The organism is Lysobacter spongiicola DSM 21749 (assembly GCF_900167055.1).
Lineage (GTDB): Bacteria > Pseudomonadota > Gammaproteobacteria > Xanthomonadales > Xanthomonadaceae > Novilysobacter > Novilysobacter spongiicola.
Genome location: NZ_FUXP01000001.1, coordinates 64,446 through 85,034 on the forward strand (window position 1 = coordinate 64,446; position 20,589 = coordinate 85,034).

16 protein-coding genes and 2 pseudogenes are annotated in these 20,589 nt (G+C 67.0%); 7 read left to right on the forward strand and 11 right to left on the reverse strand.

What is annotated here, in order from left to right:
- Positions 1-11 precede the first annotated feature (11 nt).
- The 5 genes and pseudogenes from B5D37_RS00340 to B5D37_RS00360 form a co-directional block, all read right to left on the reverse strand.
- Positions 12-617, reverse strand: a complete 606-nt coding sequence (locus B5D37_RS00340; protein ID WP_159447310.1) for a TetR/AcrR family transcriptional regulator — start codon at positions 615-617, stop codon at positions 12-14.
- Positions 618-621: 4 nt separating this feature from the next.
- Positions 622-2,031 carry an efflux transporter outer membrane subunit gene (locus tag B5D37_RS00345; RefSeq protein WP_078756742.1) on the reverse strand — a complete coding sequence of 470 codons (1,410 nt, stop codon included), beginning with the start codon at positions 2,029-2,031 and terminating at the stop codon, positions 622-624.
- Positions 2,024-5,176 (reverse strand): efflux RND transporter permease subunit, encoded by a 3,153-nt coding sequence (locus B5D37_RS00350; protein ID WP_078756743.1) that lies wholly within the window; start codon positions 5,174-5,176, stop codon positions 2,024-2,026. Before B5D37_RS00350 ends, B5D37_RS00345 begins: the two co-directional genes overlap by 8 nt.
- A 93-nt stretch (positions 5,177-5,269) precedes the next feature.
- Positions 5,270-6,441, reverse strand: a pseudogene (locus tag B5D37_RS00355) (efflux RND transporter periplasmic adaptor subunit); the annotation flags it as partial.
- 135 nt (positions 6,442-6,576) lie between these two features.
- The gene (locus tag B5D37_RS00360; protein WP_078756744.1) at positions 6,577-8,352 is read right to left on the reverse strand and encodes a M14 family metallopeptidase; all 1,776 of its coding nucleotides are present in this window, start codon (positions 8,350-8,352) and stop codon (positions 6,577-6,579) included.
- 128 nt (positions 8,353-8,480) lie between these two features.
- Here B5D37_RS00360 and B5D37_RS00365 point away from each other — a divergent pair, with 128 nt between their 5' ends.
- From B5D37_RS00365 to B5D37_RS00375, 4 genes and pseudogenes are all read left to right on the forward strand, one after another.
- Complete coding sequence (locus tag B5D37_RS00365) at positions 8,481-9,086, forward strand: rhomboid family intramembrane serine protease (RefSeq protein ID WP_078756745.1); 606 nt, start codon at positions 8,481-8,483, stop codon at positions 9,084-9,086.
- 89 nt (positions 9,087-9,175) lie between these two features.
- A pseudogene (locus B5D37_RS15185) lies at positions 9,176-9,643 on the forward strand (hypothetical protein); the annotation flags it as partial.
- Between the two features lie 207 nt (positions 9,644-9,850).
- Entirely contained in the window at positions 9,851-10,078 is a 228-nt protein-coding gene (locus B5D37_RS14565; RefSeq protein WP_143814069.1) for a hypothetical protein, read from the forward strand.
- Entirely contained in the window at positions 10,075-10,368 is a 294-nt protein-coding gene (locus B5D37_RS00375) for a GNAT family N-acetyltransferase (RefSeq protein WP_078756746.1), read from the forward strand. Before B5D37_RS14565 ends, B5D37_RS00375 begins: the two co-directional genes overlap by 4 nt.
- Here B5D37_RS00375 and B5D37_RS00380 read toward each other — a convergent pair whose 3' ends face one another.
- The 3 genes from B5D37_RS00380 to B5D37_RS00390 are packed head-to-tail and all read right to left on the reverse strand — an operon-like array spanning position 10,369 to position 12,388.
- Entirely contained in the window at positions 10,369-11,424 is a 1,056-nt protein-coding gene (locus B5D37_RS00380; protein WP_078756747.1) for a M23 family metallopeptidase, read from the reverse strand. It lies immediately after the preceding gene.
- Positions 11,425-11,426: 2 nt separating this feature from the next.
- Complete coding sequence (locus tag B5D37_RS00385) at positions 11,427-11,765, reverse strand: transcriptional regulator (RefSeq protein ID WP_078756748.1); 339 nt, start codon at positions 11,763-11,765, stop codon at positions 11,427-11,429.
- The gene (locus B5D37_RS00390) at positions 11,762-12,388 is read right to left on the reverse strand and encodes a hypothetical protein (protein WP_078756749.1); all 627 of its coding nucleotides are present in this window, start codon (positions 12,386-12,388) and stop codon (positions 11,762-11,764) included. Before B5D37_RS00390 ends, B5D37_RS00385 begins: the two co-directional genes overlap by 4 nt.
- A gap of 125 nt (positions 12,389-12,513) precedes the next feature.
- Between B5D37_RS00390 and B5D37_RS00395 the strand changes: the two genes are divergently transcribed.
- Both B5D37_RS00395 and B5D37_RS00400 read left to right on the forward strand, forming a co-directional pair.
- Positions 12,514-13,236: a pseudouridine synthase gene (locus tag B5D37_RS00395; RefSeq protein ID WP_200809157.1), complete on the forward strand. Its 723-nt coding sequence runs from the start codon at positions 12,514-12,516 to the stop codon at positions 13,234-13,236.
- Positions 13,237-13,312: 76 nt separating this feature from the next.
- Positions 13,313-14,188, forward strand: coding sequence for a DUF3298 and DUF4163 domain-containing protein (locus B5D37_RS00400; protein WP_143814070.1), 876 nt, complete (start codon positions 13,313-13,315; stop codon positions 14,186-14,188).
- A 66-nt stretch (positions 14,189-14,254) separates the two neighbouring features.
- On the opposite strand, the gene B5D37_RS00405 is transcribed toward B5D37_RS00400, so the two are convergent.
- On the reverse strand, positions 14,255-16,504 hold the full coding sequence (locus B5D37_RS00405) for a M3 family metallopeptidase (protein WP_078756751.1): 2,250 nt from the start codon (positions 16,502-16,504) through the stop codon (positions 14,255-14,257).
- A gap of 155 nt (positions 16,505-16,659) precedes the next feature.
- Here B5D37_RS00405 and B5D37_RS00410 point away from each other — a divergent pair, with 155 nt between their 5' ends.
- Positions 16,660-17,094 carry a CBS domain-containing protein gene (locus B5D37_RS00410; RefSeq protein WP_159447311.1) on the forward strand — a complete coding sequence of 145 codons (435 nt, stop codon included), beginning with the start codon at positions 16,660-16,662 and terminating at the stop codon, positions 17,092-17,094.
- Between the two features lie 138 nt (positions 17,095-17,232).
- On the opposite strand, the gene B5D37_RS00415 is transcribed toward B5D37_RS00410, so the two are convergent.
- Together B5D37_RS00415 and B5D37_RS00420 are read right to left on the reverse strand one after the other, a co-directional pair.
- A complete protein-coding gene (locus B5D37_RS00415) occupies positions 17,233-19,623 on the reverse strand; it encodes a Tex family protein (protein ID WP_078756753.1) in 2,391 nt (796 codons plus the stop codon).
- Between the two features lie 127 nt (positions 19,624-19,750).
- Positions 19,751-20,560: a ferredoxin--NADP reductase gene (locus B5D37_RS00420; RefSeq protein WP_078756754.1), complete on the reverse strand. Its 810-nt coding sequence runs from the start codon at positions 20,558-20,560 to the stop codon at positions 19,751-19,753.
- Between the last annotated feature and the right edge of the window lie 29 nt (positions 20,561-20,589).

The window sequence follows — 20,589 nt, forward strand, 5'->3', positions numbered from 1 at the left end:
GTGGGGAGCGTTCAGGGCTTCATCAGCAGCGGCACGATTTCGCGCAACCCGGTCTCGAGCAGGGCGCGGTCTAGCTCGGGCTCGCGGGTCTCGCGTATTTTCAGTCCTTCCACCAGGACCTGCAGCAGCAACGCGCGCGATTGCGCCAGCGCAGGCGGCAGGCCGTGGCCATCGTTTTCGCGTGGACCCGCCAGCCACTCGGCCAGTGCGCCCCGCAGGGTGCGATCGAACTCGTCCAGCGCGGCGGCGATCTGCGGGTCGCGGGTGGCCTCGGCCGAAATTTCCAGCAGTAGTGCGGAGTTCATTCCGCTGCCCTTGGTAGTGCACGCGTGACCGTAGTGGGACACCAGTTCGGCCGCGAGGTCGACCTTGCGGTGCAGTTTGATGTCGTCGCGAAGCAGCTCGAGCTGGCGCTGCACGATGGCCAGGATGATCGCGCTCTTGTTCTCGAAGTAGCGATAGATCAGTCCCGCGCTCATCCCCGCGGTATCGGCGATGTTGGCCATGCTGGCGGCATGGAATCCATTCTCGATGAAGCGCTGCTGCGCGGCATCGAGGATCCGGTTGCGTTGGAGGCGTGCCCGTTCCTCCGCCTTGCTGCTCTGCTCGGTGGCCATGGTCTCAACCCTCCTTCCAGCCGCCGCCCAGCGCCTTGTACAGGTTGACCCGGTTCGACTGTTCCGCCAGCCGGGTGGCGACCACCGATTGCTGGGCGGCATACAGCGTGCGCTGTGCATCCAGCAACACCAGGAAGCTGTCCAGCCCGGCTTCGTAGCGGGCCTCCGATAGCCGGTGCGCACGTTCCGCGGCCGCCAGTAGGGCCTCTTGCGCCTCCAGCTGTTCGGACAGCGTGCGCGACAGCGCGAGGGCATCGGCCACTTCCCGGAAACCGGCCTGGATGGAGCGCTCGTAGTCGGCCAGCGCGATGTCGCGGTCGACCTTGGCCACCCCCAGTGCCGCGCTCAGGCGCCCACCCTGGAAGATCGGCAGGTTGATGCGCGGGATGAAGCTCCAGCCCATGGTGCCGCTGTCGAACAGGCCGGAGAGTTCGCTGCTGGTACTGCCGACGCTGCCGGTCAAGGTGATCGACGGGAAGAACGCCGCGCGGGCGGCGCCAATGTCGGCATTGGCCGCGCGCAACTGGTACTCGGCGGCAAGCACGTCGGGCCGTCGCAGCAGCACCTCGGAAGGCATGCCGGCAGGCAATGGCGGCAAGCCACTCACGTCGGCGACGAAACCCTCCGGCAGCAGGGCCGATTCGACAACGTCGCCCACCAGCAGGTTGAGCGCGTTGGTGTCCTGTGCAACCTGGCCGCGGAACCGGGCGACGTCGGACCGGGCGTTCTCCAGCAGCGTGCGGGCCTGGCTCACTTCCAGTCCGGAGGCGGCGCCCAGCTCCTGGCGCTGCTCGGTCAGGCGGTGGGAATCCTCCTGCGTCGCCAGGGTGGCCTCGGCGATCCTCAGCAGTTCCTGGTCCGCGCCGAGCGCCAACCAGACATTGGCAACCTCGGCCACCAGCGCCAGTTGCGCACTGCGGCGGGCCTCTTCGGTGGCGAAATACTGCTGCAGCGCGGCGTGGCTCAGGTTGCGTACCCGGCCGAACAGGTCCAGCTCGAAACCGGTGATACCGACGCTGGCGCTGTAGCTCTCGCTCACATCCAGGTCATCGCCGCCGCTGCGGTTGAGCGCGACTTCACCGCCCACCGACGGCAGCCGGTCGGAGCGCTGGATCCGGTACAGCGAACGCGCACGCTCCACGTTCAGCACCGCCACCCGCAGGTCGCGGTTGTTGTCCAGCGCCCTTGCCACGACCTCGTCGAGCCTGGGGTCGGCAAAGAACTCGCGCCAGCCGATGTCGACCACCTCGGTGCCGTCGACCATCGCACTGGCGACGGGCGCGGTGTCGGGAGGCAGCGGCCACTCCGCCGGGATGGCCGGCGTGGCCTCCGGCAGGTCCGGCTCCAGCGTGGCGCAGCCGGCGACGAACAGGCTGGCGGCAAGTGCGAGTACGGTCGGTACTGGCTTATTCATGGCTATCGGCTCCAGCCGGGGCTGCCGGCGGCGTCTGGTCCTTCCCGCGCTTCACGAACACGCGCTGGATGACCACGAAGAACAATGGAATGAAGAACAGGCCCAGGGCAGTGCCGACGATCATGCCGCCGAGTACGCCGGTGCCGATCGCCCGCTGCGCACCGGAGCCGGCACCGCTGGCAATGGCCAACGGCAACACGCCCAGGCCGAACGCCAGCGAGGTCATCAGGATCGGCCGCAGGCGATCGCGGACGGCGGTCATGGTGGCCTCCACCAGCTCCATGCCCCTCTCGAGGTTTTCCTTGGCGAACTCCACGATCAGGATCGCGTTCTTGCTGGTCAGCCCGACGGTGGTGAGCATGGCGACCTGGAAGTACACGTCGCGCTCCATGCCGCGCATCGTGTTGGCCAGCACCGCGCCGAGGATGCCGAGCGGCGCCACGAGCAGCACCGCCGTGGGCACGGACCAGCTCTCATACAGTGCCGCAAGGCACAGGAACACGATCAGCAGCGACAGCGTGTACAGCAGCGGCGTCTGCGAACCCGCTGCGCGCTCCTGGTAGGACAGCGCCGTCCACTCCACCGAGAAGCCGGCGGGCAATTCGCTGGCCAGGCGCTCGATTTCGTCCATCGCGTCGCCGGAGGCCACGCCCGGCGCCGCCTCGCCCTGGATCTCCATGGCGGGCACGCCGTTGTAACGCTCCAGTCGCGGGGAGCCGTAATCCCAGTGGAAACTGGCGAAAGCGGGGAAGGGCACCATCTCGCCCGCACTGTTCTTGACCGACCAGAGGCTGAAATCCTCCGGGGTCATGCGGAAGGGCGCATCGGCCTGGACGTAGACACGCTTGACCCGGCCGCGGTCGACGAAGTCGTCGATGTAGCGTCCGCCCCACGCCAGCGACAGCGTCGAGTTGATCGCATCGGTGCTCAGGCCGAGCGCGCTGGCCTTCTGGTTGTCGATGTCGATCCGCAGCTGCGGCGTGTCCTCCTGCCCGTTCGGACGGACGTTGACCAGCAGCTCGTTCTGCGCCGCGGCACCCAGCAACTGGTTGCGTGCGGCCAGCAGGGCCTCGTGGCCCTGGCCGGCGTTGTCCTGCAGGTAGAACGAATAGCCCGCCGCGATGCCCAGCTCGGGCATGGCCGGGGGCGCGAAGGCGAATACCATCGCGTCCTTGATCTGCCCCAGCGCACCCATGGCGCGCCCGGCGACCGCCTGGATGCTCTGGTCGGCATCGGGGCGCTCGTCCCAGTCGTTGAGCTTGATGAAGGCCATGCCGGCGTTCTGGCCCATGCCGGCGAAGCTGAAGCCCTGCACGCTGAACACCGACTCGACGACCTCGGCCTCGTTCTGCAGGAAGTGGTTCTCGAGCTGTTCGATCGATTCCATCGTGCGGGCCTGGGTGGAGCCGACCGGCGCCTGCACCAGTGCCATCAGCACGCCCTGGTCCTCCGGCGGCAGGAAGGAGCTGGGCAAGCGCACGAACAACAGGCCCATGACCACCGCCATCGCCGCGAAGATCGCCAGGAAGCGTCCACGGCGGGCCAGCACGCCACGCACGCCGCGCCGGTAGCTGCTGCTGCCCTGGTCGAACTTCCGGTTGAACCAGCCGAAGAAACCGCGGGTGCCATGGTGCTCGCCCTTCTTCAGCGGCTTGAGCATGGTGGCGCACAGGGCCGGGGTCAGCACGATGGCGACCAGCACCGACAGGGCCATCGCGGAAACAATGGTCGCCGAGAACTGCCGGTAGATGACGCCGGTGGAGCCGGACATGAAGGCCATCGGCACGAACACCGCCGATAGCACCAGGCCGATGCCGACCAGCGCCCCGGTGATCTGGTCCATCGATTTGCGCGTCGCCTCGAGCGGGGACAGCCCCTCCTCGGACATGATGCGTTCGACGTTCTCCACCACGACGATCGCGTCGTCCACCAGCAGGCCGATCGCCAGCACCATCGCGAACATGGTGAGCATGTTGATCGAAAAGCCCAGCGCAGCGAGCACGCCGAACGTGCCCAGCAGCACCACCGGCACCGCGATCGTCGGGATCAGGGTGGCGCGGAAGTTCTGCAGGAACAGGTACATCACCAGGAAGACCAGCACGATCGCTTCGATCAGGGTCTTGATCACGCCTTTGATCGACACCTGCACGAAGGGCGTGGTGTCGAACGGCACCACCGCCTTGAGGCCGGTGGGAAAGTAGGGGGCCAGTTCGTCCAGCGCCGCTTCCACCCCGGCGGCGGTCTCGAGCGCGTTCGCGCCGGTCGCCAGCGAAATCGCGATGCCGCTGGCGGGCTTGCCGTTGTAGCGGGTGATGAAGTCGTAGGTCTCCGCGCCCAGCTCGACCCGCGCGATGTCACCCAGCCTCAGCACCGAGCCATCGGTCTCGCCGCGCACGACGATGTCGCGGAACTGCTCCGGGGTCTGCAGGCGGTCCTGCGCGTTGATGGTGGCGTTGAGCTGCTGGCCCTCGACCGACGGCGTTCCACCCAGTTGGCCCACGGCCACCTGAGCGTTCTGCGCCTGGATCGCGGCGATCACCTCGGGCACCGCCAGCCGGTAGGTATCGAGCTTGTTCGGATCCAGCCAGATCCGCATTGCGTACTGGGCGCCGAAGACCTGGATGTTGCCCACGCCCGGCACGCGGCTGAGCGGGTCGACCACGTTGGCACCGACATAGTCGGAGATGTCCACGCGGTCCATGCTGCCGTCTTCGGACACGAAGCCGATGACCTGCAGGAAGCCGCTGGCGGACTTGCTGACGTTGACGCCCTGGCGCTGCACTTCCTGCGGCAGCAGCGGCATCGCCAGTTGCAACTTGTTCTGCACCTGGACCTGGGCGATGTCGGGATCGGTGCCGCTCTCGAAGGTCAGCGAGATCGTCGCCATGCCGTTCGAGGAACTGTTGGACGAGAAGTACATCAGCCCGTCCAGGCCGGTCATGTTCTGCTCGATGACCTGGGTCACCGAGTTCTCCACCACCTGCGCGGACGCGCCCGGATAGCTGGCGCGGACCTCGACCGAGGGCGGGGCCACGGACGGGTACATCGAGACCGGCAGGGCGAAGATCGCCAGTGCACCGGCAAGCATGATGATGATCGCGATGACCCACGCGAAGATGGGTCGATCGATAAAGAAGCGTGCCATGGGGTTCTCCGCTTACTGCTGCGACGGCGCGGCGTCGGCGGCCGGATCGGCCGCATCGGGATTGGCGGCGTCGGCGGGCGTGTCGGCACCCTCTGCCGGGCTGGCTGCACCCATCGGCACGGCTGGCGCACCCGCCTCCGCGGCGTCGGTTCCGGCCTCGGTCGCCTGGACCGGAGCGCCCGGACGGATCTTCTGCAGGCCTTCGACGATCACCTTGTCGCCGGCGGCCAGGCCGCCCTCGACCAACCAGTCGCTGCCGACCGTGCGGCTGACCTGCACCGGCCTCGCCTCGACCAGGCCCTGGGCGTTGACCACCATGGCGGTGGTATTGCCCTTCGGATCCCGGGCGATGCCCTGCTGGGGCACCAGGATCGCGTTTTCACGGACACCGCTTCCGATGACGGCGCGTACGTACATGCCCGGCATCAGCACTTCGTCGGGGTTGTCGACGAGCACGCGCAACCCGAAACTGCCGTATCCGGATCCACGCTGACCTCGGAGAAGGCGAGGGTGCCTTTGTGAGCAAACTCGGTGCCGTCTTCGAGCAGGATGGTGACCGGGACTTCGGTGCTCTCCAGGGTGCCGGCCGCCAATGCGCGGCGCAGCTCCAGCAGTTCACTGGCCGACTGGGTCAGGTCGATGTAGATCGGGTCCAGTTGCTGCACCGTAGCGAGCGGCTGGGCCTGGTTGGCGGTCACCAGCGCGCCACGCGTCACCGTCGACTTGCCAATCCGGCCGTCGATGGGCGAGGTGATGCGGGCGTAGCCCAGGGTCACGTTGGCAGCCGCCAGTGCCGCGCGTGCCACGCCCACGTCGGCCTCGGCCTGGCGGTGCGCGGCGACTGCGTTTTCCTTGTCCTGCTGGCTGATCGCATCGATCTCCGCCAGCGCGTTCGCCCTTCGCGCCGCCAAGCGGGTCGACTCGAGGGTGGCTTCGGCGCGGGCGAGGGCTGCTTTGGCGCTGCTCGTGCTCGCCTCGTAGCTCGCATCTTCGAGCTGGTAGAGCGGCTGCCCGGCCTCCACGCGGCTGCCCTCCCTGAACAACTGGCGCTCCACGATGCCGTTCACCTGGGGCCGGACCTCGGCGATCAGGTAAGGCGTGGTGCGGCCCGGGAGTTCGCGGGTGAGGGTCACCGGCCGGCTTTCGAGCGTCATCACCGTCACCGCCGCGGGCGGCGGCTGCTGGGCGGCTTCGTCGCTGCCGCAGGCGGCAAGGGCGATGGACAACGCCAACGGCAGGAGGATCAGGCGGGAGGGCTTGCGCATGTGGAGGGACTCGATCAAGGGCAATAGGGGGCCGGGCCGGGCCCGGCGGACGCGGCAGAATGAACGATCATTCTTTTTCTGTCAAGCAAGATGCCCGGCGATGGCCGGGCGTCAGGGTCGACGGGCGGGAAGGGCCTAGCGCGGGACCTTAGCGGTCCTCATCACGGGATACAGGTTGAAGCGGTCATCCCAGGAAGCATGGCGCCGATAGAAGAAATCGAGCCGCTGCCGCGGATCCGCGGCGAACGCATCGTCGCGGGCCAGCCGCCGCTCGAATTCGGCCTTCAATGCGGGGTCCGCAGCCAGCATCTCCCGCGCGACTTCCTCGGCCACGTACGGCTCCATGTACTCCTTGCGCTCAAAGGCGTTGTTGAACCGTCCCCAAGCCACCAGCGAGTCCGGCGCCTGCGGTTCCAGGATCGCCATCGCCAGCCGGGCTTTCGGTTGGGCAATGGGGACGAACAGCGAGCCTGCAGTCAGGTCGGCCTGCTCTTCCCGCCAGCTTCCCTCGAGTTCGAGGCGCTGGTGGCCTTCAACGGGACTGTCGGCGAACCCGGTCGAGTCGGCCCGGAACACCTGAACCGCCGCGTCGTTGATATCGCGATCCATGCGCCGGTACTCGATGCCGTGGTGTTCAAGCTGCGTCGCCACCAGGTCCGCATGGGCGGCCGGAACCAGGTAACCCGCGTCCGGTGCGGCAACGGTGAGCGACGGCTCGATCTCATCGCACAGGGGGACGTTCCAGACCTCGGGCGTCGACTCGTCGTAGCGGGTCATCGTGCCGCCCGATACCTCCGAGGGGGTGCGGGTATAGGCGTATCCCAGGAACTCGATCTCGCGGCACTGGTCGGTGGCCTGGTGCGACAGCGCCACCGGGGTCGATGCCAGCCGGCTGGCACGGGCGTCCGCGGCCTCGGCGAGTGCCAGCCATTCACGCCCGTGGTCGGCGACTTCTTCCAGTACGGCGAGGATTGCATCATGGGTGTTGCGGACGCGGTGCGGATATTCCTTCCAGGAGTGCGTCTCCACCAGCATGCCGATGCGGTTGCGCAGGGGCATGTAACCGTGTGAGAAGCGGGGTGGCGCCACGCCGTCTTCGAATCCGGACGAGGGGTCGTCGTGCACGACGAACGAGGGATAGAACGGCAGCGGTAGGGCGTCGTGCGCTGCGAGGTAGTCGATGGTGGCATTGCGCAGGGCGGTCCCGGCTTGCCGGAGGGCCGGGTCGCCGCTGTTGACCGGTTCCACCTGGATGGAGATGTCGTGCCGGAACTTGGCGCCGTTGGTCACGTGCAGGTCGACGTACACCAGCGGGTCCCACTCGTTGATCAGGCCGAGCATGGCCTGCATCTCTGGTGCATCGGCTTTTACGTAGTCGCGGTTGAGGTTGTAGTTCTGGGCAGTGGTACGCCAGCCCATCTCACGTGGTCCACGCTGGTTGGGGCGGTTCCAGGCGGCAAAACGCTCATGGCCGTCGACGCTGAAGACCGGGACGAACAGGAAGACCTGCTTTTCCAGCACACCGGGCGCGGCTTCGCCTTCGAGCAACTCGCGCAGGGCCAGGAAACCCGCGTCCTTGCCGTCGATTTCCCCGGCGTGGATCCCGCCCTGCATAAGGGTCACCGGCAGGCCCGCCTCCCGCGCCCCTTCCGGCGTCAGGACCCCGGACCGGGACACCACCAGCAGTTTCATCGGGCGCCCCTCGGGGGACGTGCCGAAATCGGTGCATCGCACCGCATCCGGATAGCGCGCCTGGAAGGCCTCGCACAGCTCGATCACCTCCGCGTAGCGGCCCGTCTCGACGAAGCCGCTGCGCTCGGAGACAGTGGTCAATGGCGCCTCCTGCGCGATCGCGGGTGTGGCGGCCGGGAGCAGGCAGGCGAGCAGGGCGCAACGCAGGGCAGGTGTCATCGGTTCGTCTCCAGGAAAACACCGGAGATGTTACCGCCCCTGCAAGACGGCATCGCGACCTTCCGGTACGCTCCGACGATCGACCCAGAGGGGCGCCCCCGCGCCGTATCCCACAGGACCACCCAAGCATGCTGACCCTGATCCTGATCGCCGTGACCGTAGGGGTCACCTGGATGGCGTTCAAAAACCCGCGGCTGATCGACCGGTTGATCCTCTGGCCGCCGGCGATCGATCGCAAGAAGCAGTACGACCGCCTGCTGACCCACGGCTTCATCCATGCGGACTGGCAGCACCTGCTGTTCAACATGATCACGCTGTTCTTCTTCGGCCGCTTCGCCGAGCAGGTGATCGGGCAGCTGATCGGGCCGGTGGGCTACGTGCTGTTCTACCTGTCGGCGATCGTGATCGCGATCCTGCCGACCTACCTGCGCCATCGGCAGGACGTTAACTACCGGAGTCTCGGGGCCTCGGGCGCGGTATCGGCGGTGCTGTTCGCCTTCATCCTGGTGCAGCCGTGGTCGCTGATCTTCATTTTCTTCCTGCCGGTACCCGCGATCGTCTACGGCGTGTTCTTCGTCGGCTATTCGTTCTGGATGGACCGGCAAGGCGGAGGCAACACCAACCACAACGCGCATCTGTCGGGCGCGATCTACGGCGTGTTGTTCATGCTGCTGATGGAGCCGCGCATCGGGCCGCACTTCCTGAGTGCCCTGATGAGCCCCTCGTTCGGCTGATGCTCCCGGCGACCCGCTAGGGCAACGCTCACCCACCGTGTATGCATATCGTGCTATCGAGGCATCAAGCATCAGCGATGGAGGATGGCATGGCGACGACCCGAGCCCGCAAGGCGAGCAAGAAGAGCACCACCAACCGCAAGTCCACCAAGGCCGCAGCGTCGAGCGAATCGGCTGCGAAGAAAAAGTCAGCAAAGACCGCGGCATCGACGAGGAAGTCGACAGCGAACAAGGCGGCGACGAAGAAGTCGGCCACGAAGAAGACAGCGACCAGGAAGACGACCGCGAAGAAGGCAGCGACGAAAAAGTCGGCTACGAAGAAGACGACGACCACGAAGAGACCCGCGAAGAAGTCGGCTACGAAGAAGACGACGACCACGAAGAGACCCGCGAAGAAGTCGGCTACGAAGAAGGCGGCGACAAGGAAGACACCCGCCAAGAAGGTGGCGACGAAGAAGTCGGCCACGAAGAAGGCAGCCACCAGCAAGACAACCGCCAAGAAGGCAGCCGCCAAGAAGGCAACAGCCAAGCGCTCCGCCGCCAAGAAGGCCTCCGCACGCAAGCTGACCGCCAAGAAGGCGGTAAAAAAGACCGCGGCGAGCAAGAGCAGCTCCGGCAAGGCAAAGAAGGTTTCCGTCAGGAAGGCGCCAGCGAAGAGCGCGGCGGCGAAGAAGTCGACGGCCAGCAAGCGTCCGGTGGCAAGGCCGGCAGGCAAGAAGAAGGCAGCCAAACGGGCACGCAAAGGCATCACCCCCGAGCAGGCGTTGGCGAACACCCGGCGCCTGCTGGAAGAGAAGCAGGCGCAGGCACGCTCGCAGCAGCCGTGGCAGGCGCTCGACGGCGGCGTCGGGGTCAAGGACGAGTCCTACCAGTCACCCGAGGCGCGGGCGAAGGCGGAGGAGCTGCATGCCGCCGAGGTGCGGCTGGACGGAACCCAGGGAAGCATCAGCACCCGGGATCGGCATAACCAGGGCAAGCGGGACAGCCGATGAACCAGTCACGCGTTGATGTGGAGCACCAACCCGGGGCCGGCCGGTTCAGGGCCGAGGTTGAAGGGACCGAGGCCGAACTGGCGTACCGGATGGAGGAGGGTGTGATGGTCATCACCCATACCCGGGTGCCCGATGCCATCGGGGGGCGGGGCGTCGCAGGGGCGTTGACCCGCGCTGCCTTCGACCATGCGCGCGCAGGGGACATCCGGGTCAGGCCCGCGTGTTCCTATGCGGAAGCATGGGCGGGGCGGCACCCGGAGTATGCGGACCTGGTCATCGCAAACGGTTGATCATTCTCCCGCCGGTTCGACCAGCTGGTGGCGCAGCGGCTCGCCGCGCGCCACCGGTTTGCCATCGGCGATGTAGTCGTTGAAGTAGGCCGGAAGGCCGGAGCCCTTCCCGAATACCGGTGAATCCTGCAGGTGGAAGTGCAGGTGCGGCTCACTGGTATTGCCGCTGTTGCCACAGCGCCCGAGGACATCGCCAGCGGCTACCTCGTCACCGGTCGCCACCTGCAGGCTGTCCTGCTGGAAGTGGGCCAGCAGGGCGTACTCGCCGCGACCCAGATCGAGCATCACGTGGTTGCCGGCGGGCGCCTGCGCATTGGTCGTGCCGATCGGCTGGTCGGGCAGCCCGTCCACCACGGCAACCACCGTGGCAGGCGCTGGCGCGAGGATGGGTTCGCCCCAGCAGTGGTAGTCCTCGAGTGCGGCGCCATTGCCGGAGTGCGAACTGCCATCGACCTCGCGCACGAAGTCGTAGGCAAAGCGCTGGCCCGTCGATTCCGCATGGTAGTTCTGCTCCAGCGTCCGGCCACCCCAGAAGACCTTCCACTGCCCACCAAAGGGCAGGCGCAAGCGGGCCTGCGTCTGGTAGTCGAGCCGTGTCGAGGCGGCAGTCTGGGGCTGGGGCCGGACGAAGAAGCCGACCACCATCCCCTCATCATCGAAAGCCCATGTCATGAGGATCGGACCGGAGTGCTGGGACCAGGTGGATACGCGGCGGTACACCCGGATGCCGTCTTCCACCAGCGCCGCCTCATCCTGCACTGCCGTCTCTTCGCCGAGCTGGTCACCCACCTGCTTGCGGAACCCGGCGAGGTTCGATGGGCTGCCCAAACCCTGGCGCATGTCAGGCCCCATCCGGTCCCAGACCGTGTCGGTGTCGCCTTCCAGGAACAGGCGTGAGAGTTGCCGTCCTTCGGCCAAGGTCCGCTCTCGCGTAGTCACGCTTGTTTCCGGTGGCAGGAGGGATGACGTTGCCTGCTGGCCTGTCGCACCAACGGCAGTGGGCGCGGCGAGTGCCAGCAACAATAAGGAGGACTTCAACAGATCGAGCAGTTTCATGGCTACGTCTCCTTCTGGTTCGTGTCGGTCATGCCTACCAGCGCGGCGATCTGCCGCCTGTACTTCTCCAGTGCCTCTCGGCCGCCTGCGGTAATGGAAGCGCGCGTGAGCGGCCGTTTGCCCTTGAAGCTCTTTTCGATCTCGACCAGCCCACCGGCCTCCAGCTTCGAAAGGTGGCTGGAGAGGTTTCCGCGGCTGAGCCGGCACACTGTTTCCAGGAACCCGAACTCGACGGCTTCGGCGTTCGCCAGCACCGTAAGGATGGCCAACCGGGCCGGCTCGTGCACCAGCCGGTCGACGGCGAGGACACCGTCGACTGCGTGCCGGGTCGCAGGCTTCATGCGTGCTCCGCCGGCGCGGCGAGTTGCTCGAGTTCGCGCCTTAGACAGAGGTAGTCGCGGTGCTCGCGCACCCCGACCGGCACTGCGATCGCCGCATACAGGAGTGCCAGCAGCAGCCAGTAGCCGGGGTAGTGGCCACCGCCGGTCACGATGGCGGCCTGGCAGAACAGCAGTACGCCGACCAGGAAATCGCTGACCGACCAGAACCAGCGGGCGGCGATGAGCGGGAGTGCGAGCACGAAGACGAGGTAGCCGATCCGCGGCCAGTCCCACTGCTCCAGCCCGCCGAGGAAGAGGTTGCCGAGCAGGATCAGCAGCGACACTGCGGCCAGGTAGATGACCATGCCACGGTGCTGGCGCCGTAGCTTGTCGGACACCCGCTCGACCGCTGCTCCCTCGCGCTGGTAATAGAAGATCCGCAGCAGTTCCTTCGACAGCAACCACAGGACCGGCGCCGAGATCAGTACCAGGCGGAGCCAGGGCGCTTCGGCCGCAGCCGGGCCGAGCGCGAAAGCGAGCACCATCAGGATGCTGCCGATCACCAGGCTCAGGCCCCCTGCGCTGCGCGAGTAGCGGGCGTAGCGCTCGGTCACGTCGGCGAGCTGGTCGGTGCGGTCGTTCATGGCTGTCTCCTGTGATCGACAAACATGTTTGCGTCACAAACTTTATATGTCAAGGCCTCCCCGCGTCCGGTTCCGCTCGCCAAGCGCTGGGCCTTGTGCCAGCCTGTGCGCCCCACGCGATACCGATGCCCCGCATGCGACTCAACAAACACATCAGCGAGAGCGGCTTCTGCTCCCGCCGCGAAGCCGACCGCCTCATCGGCGAAGGCCGGGTCACGGTCAACGGCATTCGCGCGCGCGTCGGCTCGGAGGTGGGCGAGGGCGACGAGGTCAGGATCGACGGTCAGGCGCTGCGCGCACGCTCGGTGGCCAAGGGCCAGAAGCAACATGTCTACATCGCGCTCAACAAGCCGGTGGGCGTGGTGTGCACCACCGAATCGGCGGTCAAGGAGAACATCGTGGATTTCGTCGGCCACGAACGGCGCATCTTCCCGATCGGCCGGCTCGACAAGGATTCCGAGGGCCTGATCCTGCTGACCAGCAACGGCGACATCGTCAACGAGATCCTGCGGGCGGAAAACAAGCTGGAGAAGGAGTACCTGGTCGCCGTCAACCACGAGGTGACGCCGGAGTTCCTGCGCGGCATGGCCAAGGGCGTCCCGCTGCACGGCCAGGTCACGCTGCCCTGCAAGACCGGCAAGCTGGGCCGCTATGGCTTCCGCATCGTGCTGGTGCAGGGCCTGAACCGGCAGATCCGCCTGATGGCGGCCCACTTCAAGTACCGGGTCAAGCAACTGGTCCGGGTGCGCATCGGCAACGTCAAGCTCGGCCGCCTGAAGCCGGGCCAGTGGCGCAACCTCACCGATGCCGAACTGCGCGGCCTGCTGCCACTGCGTACCGACTGGTAGAGGCTCGCGGCCGGACCCTGCATCCGGACATCACGCCTGCGCCGATAAGGTCCCGCTGAATCAGGAGGGATCTTCGATGCAACACTCGTTCTTGAAGCACGCGCTGGTCATCGGCGTGCTGGCAGTCCTGCTGCCGGCATGCGACCGCGAGCCGGACACCCCGACCGCCCCGCAAGTCACGACGGCCAGTCCACCGGGCGGAACGCCTGACGACGGCCACGTTGCCACCGACCTGGAGGAGAATCTTCCTGCCCCGGAGCTGAAGGATGTGGTGGAGGTCGAGTCCGACTACGTGGTGGGCATCACCTATCCGCATTCGGCGAAGCAGTACCCCGGTTTGGCCAGGGAGCTGGAGCGCTACGCATCCGCCGAGCGAGCCGAGCTGATGGAGGCGGTCGAGGCGAGGCGGCGCTCGGGAGCCGAGGACGGCTCACTCTACGATCTCTCCCTGACGTTCACCGAGGTGCTGAACCAACCGGGCCTGGTCGCCTATGCGGCGGACGGTACGCGCTATACCGGCGGCGCCCATGGCACCCCCCTGCTGGAACGATTCGTCTGGTTGCCGCGCGAGGACCGCATGCTGGGCGCGCGGGACCTGGTACCGAAACCCGATGGTTGGCAGGCGATTTCAAACTACGTGCGCGAGCAGCTTCATACCGCACTGTCGCAGCGCGTGGACGCGGACGACCTCCCCGCGGAGGACCGGGCACGCCTGGTGGCGAATGCGGGGCTCATGATCGATGAAGGGACGGCACCGAAGCCGGAGAATTTCTCACGCTTCGAGCCCATGGCAGGGGATGGGGAGACACTGACGGGATTGCGCTTCGTCTTTCCTCCCTATCAGGTCGGTCCCTACTCGGATGGTACCCAGCAGGTCGAAGTACCTGCTTCGGTGCTGCTTCCACACATCGCACCGGCGTACCGCGGGCTGTTCGGGGCTGCCGCGGGCTAGGCGAGGACATGAAAAAGCCGCCCGGATCACTCCGGGCGGCTCCTTGGGCTTTGCTGCTCGATCAGGTCAATTGCCCGCCGGACGCTCCTCCGGGATAGCCGCATCGGCCGCATCAGGAGCGGCGCTGTCGTCGGACACCGGCGTGCCCAAGCCGCGGCGCTCGAGCAGCGGCTCGATGCGCGGCTCGCCACCGCCGGTGAAGTCGCTGAACAGCTGGAGCGCGTCCTTGCTGCCGCCCTGCGACAACAGCGCCTTGCGGAAGCGATCGCCGTTCGCCGTCGTCAGGCCACCGTTCTCCTCGATCCACTTCACGGTGTTGGCGTCCAGCACTTCGGACCAGATGTACGCGTAATAGCCCGCTGCGTAGCCGCCCATGATGTGGCTGAAGTACGGGGTGCGGTAGCGCGGCGGCACCGGGTCGTAGTCCAGGCCGACCTTCTCCAGGGCGGCGGCTTCGAAGTCCATGACCTCGTCGGCATCGGGCAACTGGTCGGCCGTGAGCTGGTGGTATTCCTGGTCGATCATCGCGGCCCCGAGGTACTCGGTGGTGGCGAAGCCCTGGTTGAACTGCGCGGCGGCCACGACCTTGTCCAGCAGCTCCTGCGGCATCGGCTCACCGGTTTCGTGGTGCTTGGCGTAGTTGGCCAGCACGCTCGGCCAATCGGCCCACATCTCGTTGACCTGCGAAGGGAACTCCACGAAGTCGCGCGGCACGCTGGTGCCCGAGAACATCGGGTACTTCACATCCGAGAACATGCCGTGCAGCGCATGGCCGAACTCGTGGAACATCGTGGTCACCTCGTCCCAGGTCAGCAGGGTGGGCTCACCCTCCGACGGCTTGGGGATGTTCTGGTGGTTGGCCACGACCGGCTTGGTGCCTTCGAGCTCGGACTGGGAGACGTAGGAGTTCATCCATGCACCGCCGCGCTTGGAATCACGTGCGTACGGGTCGAAGATGAAGATCGCCAGCTGGCTGCCGTCCTTGTCGAACACGTCGTAGGTCCACGTGTCGGGGTGGTACTTGGGCAGGTCGGTACGCTCCTTGAAGCTGATGCCGTACAGCTGGTTGGCGGCATGGAACACGCCGTTCTCCAGCACGTTCTTCATCTCGAAGTATGGCTTGAGCTCGGATTCGTCGAACGCGTACTGGTCCTGGCGGACCTTCTCGGCGTAGAACGCCCAGTCCCACGGCTGCAGCTCGAAGCTCGGCTCGCCCTTCGCCGCCTGTTCCTTGTCGATCATGGCCTGCAGCAAAGCACCTTCGCGCCGCGCATTGGCGACCGCGGCCGGGGCCAGGCGCTGCAGCATCGCGTTGACGGCTTCCGGATTCTTCGCGGTCTCGTCGGCGAGCACGTACTCGGCGTGGGTGTCGTAGCCCAGCATCTTCGAACGCTCGGCGCGAAGCTTGAGCACCTGGGAGACGATGCCGGTGTTGTCGAACTCGTTGCCGCGGCTGCCACGGGCGACCGATGCCTCGTGCAGCTTCTGGCGAAGCTCGCGGTTGGTCAGGTAGGTGTTGGGCGGCTGCCCGGTGGTGTTCTGCAGGGTGATGACGTACTTGCCGTCCAGCCCGCGGGACTTGGCGGCCTCACGGGCGGCGGCGATCGCGCCCTCCGACAGCCCGTCCAGTTCTTCCACGGTGTCGACGGTGATCGCAGAGGCGTTCACTTCCTTCAGCACGTTCTGGCTGAACTCGGTGCCGAGTTTGGCCAGCTCACCGTTGATTTCGCGCAGGCGTGCCTTCTGGTCCTCGTCCAGCTTGGCGCCGGCGCGGACGAAATCGGTGTGGTAACGCTCGACCAGGCGCACACCCTGTGCGTCCAGGCCCAGAGAATCGCGCTGCTCATACAGTGCCTGGATGCGCTCGAACAGCTTGGGGTTCAGGCTGATGGCATCGCTGTGCGCGGACAGCTTCGGGGCGTACTCGGCCTGCAGCTTCTGGCGGGTGTCGTTGGTGTCGGCGCCCAGCAGCGAGAAGAACACGGTGGCGGTGCGGTTGAGCACGTCACCGGACTGCTCCAGGGCCAGGATGGTGTTTTCGAACGTGGCCGGCTCGGGGTTGTTGGCGATCGCCTCGACCTCGGCCAGGTGCTCGCTCATGCCGCGGTCGAAGCCGGGGGCGAAATCGCTGTCCTGGATCTTGTCGAACTGCGGGTAGCGCAGGGGGAGCGGGCTTTCGGAAAAGAACGGGTTGCTCGCATTCACGTTGGTGGCCTGCGTTTCTGACTGGGCGCCTTCATTGGCGGCGGCCGGGGCTACGGCGGAAAGGCTGGTAGCCAGCGCGACGGAAAGCGCCAGCGCAAGGGGATGCTTCATCGGGTCGGGACCTCGTCCAAAGGAACCCGAAGACTACCGCATGGCCCGTGAGCGGGACCATGGCGAAAGGCATGGGTCGCCGGGCGGGGGCGATTCACGGCGAGACAACCCGGCTTGCGAGAGGGTGGTCGCTCCCCCACAACCCTGGAGTTCCCATGGACGCCAACCTCAAATCGGTGATGACCGCCGACCCCGCCTGCTGCACCCCCGACACCCCCCTGCGGGACGTCGCCCGGATGATGGCGAAGAACGACTGCGGCGGCATACCGATCGTGGAGAGCACGGAGAGCCGCAAGCCGCTGGGCATGGTCACCGACCGCGACATCGCGGTCCGGATGGTCGCCGAAGGACGCGATACCGGGGCGGCCAAGGCCTCCGACTGCATGACGACGCCGGTCACGACGATCCAGCACGGGGCCTCGCTCGCGGACTGCGCCAAGGCGATGGAGGACAAGCAGATCCGCCGCGTGGTGGTGGTCGACGACAACGGCGCCGTATGCGGCATCGTCGCCCAGGCCGACATCGCATTGTCCGGCCGGGACCGCACGACCGGAAACATGGTCGAGCAGGTATCGCGCCCGGCGCACTGATCGACGGGGGCCGCCCGCGCGGGCCATTGCGGCCCGCCTGCAGCGGTCCCGTCCTTGTAGGAGCGGCTTCAGCCGCGATCCGGAACCGGCATCTGGACCCTCTTCCCGATCGCGGCTGAAGCCCCTCCTACATCTTTCCTACCGCTTGTCCTTGGCCTTGGCGAATGCCGCGGCAAGCGCGTTGTTCGCGGGTGGTGCCGAGGGCGCGCCACGGGGCGGGCGAGGCGCCTGGCGTCCACCGCCGGCGTTGACACCGTTGCGGGCCGCGCCCGGATCGCGGCGTCCGCCGCCACGCATCCTGTCGTCCCCGGCGGCGGCGCCGCTTTCGCCCGGTAGCGGGTCATCGAGCCGGCAGGTGAGGGCGATGCGCTTGCGCGGGATGTCGACCTCCAGCACCTTGACCTTCACCACGTCGCCGGCCTTGACCACTTCGCGCGGATCCTTGACGTAACGGTCCGACAGGGCGGAGATGTGGACGAGGCCATCCTGGTGCACGCCGATGTCGACGAACGCACCGAAGGCGGCCACGTTGCTCACCACGCCTTCCAGCACCATCCCCGCCTGCAGGTCCTTCAGCTCCTCGACGCCTTCGGCGAAACGCGCGGCGCGGAACTCGGGGCGGGGGTCGCGGCCGGGCTTCTCCAGCTCCCGCAGGATGTCGCGCACGGTCGGCACGCCGAAGCGCTCGTCGGTGTACTGCTCCGGACGCACGCTGCGCAGGAAGCCGGTATCGCCAATCAGCTGCTTCACCTCCCGGCCGCAGTCGCGCACGATGCGCTCGACCACGGGATAGGCTTCCGGGTGGACCGACGATGCATCCAGCGGCTGGTCGCCGCCAGCGATGCGCAGGAAGCCCGCGCACTGCTCGAAGGTCTTGTCTCCCAGCCTCGGCACCTTGAGCAGTTCCTTGCGGCTGGCGAAAGCGCCGTTGCCGTCGCGGTAGACGACGATGTTCTCCGCCACCGTCGAGGAAACGCCGGAGACGCGGGCGAGCAGGGCGGCGGAGGCGGTGTTCACGTCCACGCCGACCGCGTTCACGCAGTCCTCCACGCGCGCATCGAGGGCGCGGGCGAGACGGAATCCGTCGACGTCGTGCTGGTACTGGCCGACGCCGATCGCCTTGGGTTCGATCTTGACCAGTTCCGCCAGCGGATCCTGCAGTCGCCGGGCGATGGACACCGCGCCGCGGAGTGAGACGTCCAGGCCGGGGAACTCCTTGGCCGCGAACTCCGACGCCGAATACACCGATGCGCCGGCCTCGCTGACCACGATTTTCTGCATCTTCAGCTCCGGCGCGAGCTTGACCAGGTCGCCTGCCAGCTTGTCGGTTTCACGCGAGGCGGTGCCGTTGCCGATCGCGATCAGCTCGACCGCGTGCTTCTTGCACAGCGCCCGCAGCGTGTGCAGCGATGCGTCCCACTGGTTGCGTGGCTGGTGCGGGTAGATCGTGTCGGTGTCGACGAGCTTGCCGGTGCTGTCGACCACGGCGACCTTCACACCGGTGCGCAGGCCGGGGTCCAGCCCCAGCACCACCCGCGGGCCCGCCGGGGCCGCGAGCAGGAGGTCCTTGAGGTTGTCGCCGAACACCGCGATCGCTTCGGCTTCCGCCTTCTCGCGCGCCTGGCCGAACAGGTCGAGCATCAGGTGCAGGTGCAGCTTGGCCTTCCAGGTCAGCCTGCATGCGTCCATCAACCACTTGTCTGCAGGGCGTCCCTGGGCGCGGACGCCTGCGTGCTGCGCGACCCGGGCTTCGCCATGGAGGTGGCCGGCTTCGGCGTCCGCGCCGGGATCAAGGTCGAGATACAGGATCTCTTCCCGACGGGCGCGGAACAGGGCCAGCAGGCGGTGGGACGGAATCCTGGCCAGCGGTTCGACGTGGTCGAAATAGTCGCGGTACTTCGCACCCTCGGCTTCCTTGCCATCGGCGACGCGGGCACGGATCTGCCCGACCTCGTGCAGCCAGTTGCGCAGCTCGCCGACCAGCGTTGCGTCCTCGCCCCAGCGCTCCATCAGGATTGCCCGCGCGCCATCCAGCGCCGCCTTCGTATCCGCCACGCCTTTGTCGCTGTCGATGAAGGTTGACGCCAGCGCCTCGGGCACCTGGTCGGGGTCCTGCAACAGTCCGTCGGCCAGCGGCTCCAGGCCCGCCTCGCGCGCAATCTGCGCCTTGGTCCGGCGCTTTGGCTTGTAGGGGAGGTACAGATCCTCGAGCCGCGCCTTGCTGTCGGCCGCCTCGATATCGCCGCGAAGCGCGTCGGTCAGCTTTCCCTGCTCTTCGATGCTGGAGAGCACGGCGGCGCGACGGTCCTCGAGCTCGCGCAGGTATGTCAGGCGCGTCTCGAGGTTGCGCAGCTGGGTATCGTCCAGCCCACCAGTGACTTCCTTGCGATAGCGCGCGATGAACGGCACCGTCGCGCCTTCGTCAAGCAGGCCGATGGCAGCGCGGGCCTGCGCCGGCTGGGCGCCGATCTCCGCGGCGATTGTGCGGGCGATCTGGTCGGCGAGGGCGGCGGAGGGAACTTCTGACATGGAGGCTGGAACCTTGCGTGTGGCGGAACCCGCGGAGCGGGGCGCCGATTGTGGCCACCTCGGGACCGCCGGGAAAGCCGTTGACATCACGCGGGAGAAGGGGGAGGCCCACGGCGCCTGGGCGACGCTACTTCTCCACGAACGCCCGTTCGAACACGTACTGGCCGGGACTTCCGATACGGGGCGCCGCCGAAAATCCGCGCCCGTCCAGCAGCGACCGGAAATCAGCCAGCATCTGGGGGCTGCCGCAGATCATGGCGCGGTCATGCTCTGGATCCAGCGCATCGAGACCGAGGTACCGCATCATCTGGCCGGTAGCCATCATGTCGGTCATCCGGCCACGGTGGTCACGGCCCTCGTAGGAGAAATCCTCGCGGGTGACCGCCGGGAAATAGCGCAGCTGCCGCGAGATCACCTCGCCCAGGAACTCGTGGCGGGGCAGCTCCTTCTCGATGTAGTCGCGATAGGCCAGGTCGGCCGCGCGACGCACGCCGTGGCAGAGGATGACGTTCTCGAAGCGCTCGTACGTCTCCGGATCCTTGATGATCGACAGCCAGGGCGCGAATCCGGTGCCGGTGCCCAGCAGGTAGAGGTTGCGGCCGGGGTGCAGGTCCGAGATGAGCAGGGTGCCTGTCGGCTTGCGACCCACCAGTACCTGGTCGCCCGGGCGGATGTGCTGCAGGCGCGAGGTCAGCGGGCCATCGGGCACCTTGATGCTGAAGAACTCGAGCTGTTCTTCCCAATTGGCGCTGGCGATCGAGTAGGCGCGCAACAGCGGCTTGCTGCTGCCGTCGGGTTGATCGACCCCCAGGCCGATCATCACGAACTGCCCGTTGTCGAAGCGGAAGCCGTCGTCGCGCGTGGTGGTGAAGCTGAAGTAGTCGTCCGTCCAGTGACGGACGTCCAGCACGGTTTCGGTGCCGAAGGCAGAGGACATCGGGATCAGTGACTGCGTGGGGAGCCGCC